Consider the following 2,273-nt stretch of genomic DNA (forward strand, 5'->3'; position numbering starts at 1 on the left):
GGGCGGCGTCTTCCCGCTCTCGATGCAGTCGATGAATACGGCCGCCTTGTCCTCGCTCCGTTGCTGGTCGATGTAGGGTGAGACCGTCGTGCTGTCCTCCCGAATCTCGGTCAACTGCCGGGGTTCCCACTGTCGTCCTTCGAGGTACACGGCCCCTTCGTCGTCCCAGACGTGGATGTGTTCGCGGACGCACGGCGCGTCGCTGAACACCGAGATACTGGCCGAGGCACCGTTCTCGAACGCGACCGTGAGCTGTGCCCGCTCGTCCACGCGGTCGTCCTCGTCGGCGAACTTCATCTCCGCCTGCACCGACGTCGGCGTCAGCCCCGTCGTCCAGAGAACGGCGTCCACGAGGTGGCTTCCGGTGTCGTAGAGGTTGCCGCCTCCCGAGAGGTCGGGGTTGGTCCGCCACGTGTCCTCGAACCGGGAAATCCAGTCCTGCGTGATTTCGGCGCTGATGAACCGCGGCGTCAGTTCCGAGTCGGCCCACCGCTCGCGCGCCTCGACGAACGCCTCGTTCAGGTGGCGTTGATAGCCGACCATCAGCACCTGGTCGCTCGTCTCCGCTCGCTCCGCGAGTTCGCGCGCTTTTCTCGCGGTCGGTCGTGAGCGGTTTGTCACAGAGCACGTGCAACCCGCGGTCGAGCGTGATATCCACGTCCGGCATTCTCAACGCATAGTCGAACGCTTCCTCTGCCTTCGGTGAGCCATCAAGCGGAACGAGAACGTGATCCCCCATGAGAACTCAAAACAACAGTCACGAAGTAAAACGGTTTTCTCTGCTTTCGTCATGAATCGAGACGAAGGATTCGGAGATGAACACGACAGAATTACAACGCGACTTTATAGCGAACACGACCGAACGACTCACCCAACGTGCAAGACAAACGCGAAGACGAGATACGACCCAATGACTGAGAGGGTCGGCGAGAGAATCCACAATAGGACGATTCGACTCGTCGCCGCTGGGTCGAACAGGCTCTCGGCCGCCAGTTCCTCGATGTCCTCCTCACCAATGGGTGGCACCTGTCCGACTCGCCACCGTCGCCAACCGTGGATGGGTCGGGAACTTCACCCTCCGCGACTTCGCTGACCGTCGGGCCAGGTGGCACGTCGGATTCGCTCGTCTCGGCGATGAGCGCCCCCGACGACAGATCGGCGGTTTGGTGTCGATTCGCCCTCGATGGCGGCGTCAGCCACCTCCGCGACCGTTACCGCGCGACTGGCGCGTCCCCAGCCGAGTCCGATGATACACGACGTAGTACTCACCGCGAGACTCGCTGGAATGCCGAGTCGAGAGAGGATAGTGATGATGGTCGCGCCGATGAGCGAAACGATGAGGGCCGCCAGAATCGGCAGGTCGGTGATTCCCTCGCTGATGGTGTCGAGCGTCCGCCGAGCGATAGTGAACCCACCGAGGCCGATCGCGCCGATGGCCAACAGAATTCCTTGGCTGGCGGTGATGGCTCCGTTCCCGATAAGTGGCGCGACGGCGTTCGCCGCGTTCGACGCGCCCGCACTGAAACCCATGTAGCAGGCGATGATAAGAACGGAGACCGCGCCGCCGACCTCGCGGCCACCGACGCCGCGTCCGAATCGCAACCGCGGAACCGACCCGGAGCGATCGATCGACACTAGCCCCTCCTCGATTCGGGCGAACGAAAAACCGTGCGTCCAGATACGGATAGATATATCGACCGATGACCAACCCGGCGACGAACGCCGAAAGCGGTGCGACGATCCACGCCGAGACGATGGTGAACATCAGCTGATAGTTGAGCGAGTCCGATGCCAGTCCCAATCCAACGATGGCACCGACGGCGGTCATCGACGTGGACGCCGGGACGCCGTAGAGGTTCGAGATGAGCAGCGCGACTCCGGCGAAAAAGAGGACAACGATACTTGTCTCTAGCGTAAACTGGCTGGCTGGGACGATGCCGTTGCTCATCGTCTCGATGACGTTTCGCCCGACCGTCCAGCCACCGAGTAACGCAAACCCGGTAAAGAGCGCTGCTGCTCCGATTTTCCCGACGATACGACTGCCGACTGCGGGACCGAACGCGACCCCCGTTGAAGAGCCGCCGATGTTGTATCCGACGAATATGGCGACGAACAATCCCACGAGTAGTAGCGCAGTGACCACATTAATTCCCCCAATCTGTACAACGGGAGCGAGCTATTTCGTTCTTGCTCAACAAACTCTCTTTCGCCCAATAAGATCGCCAAAAGTCGAGCTATCATTGAAGCCAAAACCAAGGATTGATCAAGGTTTT

At 60.9% G+C, this 2,273-nt stretch carries 1 protein-coding gene and 1 pseudogene; both read right to left on the reverse strand.

Going from position 1 to position 2,273, the window contains the following annotated elements:
- The coding region (locus BG842_RS09060) for a Gfo/Idh/MocA family protein (protein ID WP_254663013.1) at positions 1-621 on the reverse strand (621 nt) is incomplete at its 3' end.
- A 246-nt stretch (positions 622-867) separates the two neighbouring features.
- A pseudogene (locus BG842_RS09065) lies at positions 868-2,143 on the reverse strand (inorganic phosphate transporter).
- Positions 2,144-2,273 lie beyond the last annotated feature (130 nt).

This window comes from Haladaptatus sp. W1 (assembly GCF_001723155.1).
In the GTDB taxonomy this organism is placed as follows: Archaea; Halobacteriota; Halobacteria; order Halobacteriales; family Haladaptataceae; genus Haladaptatus; species Haladaptatus paucihalophilus.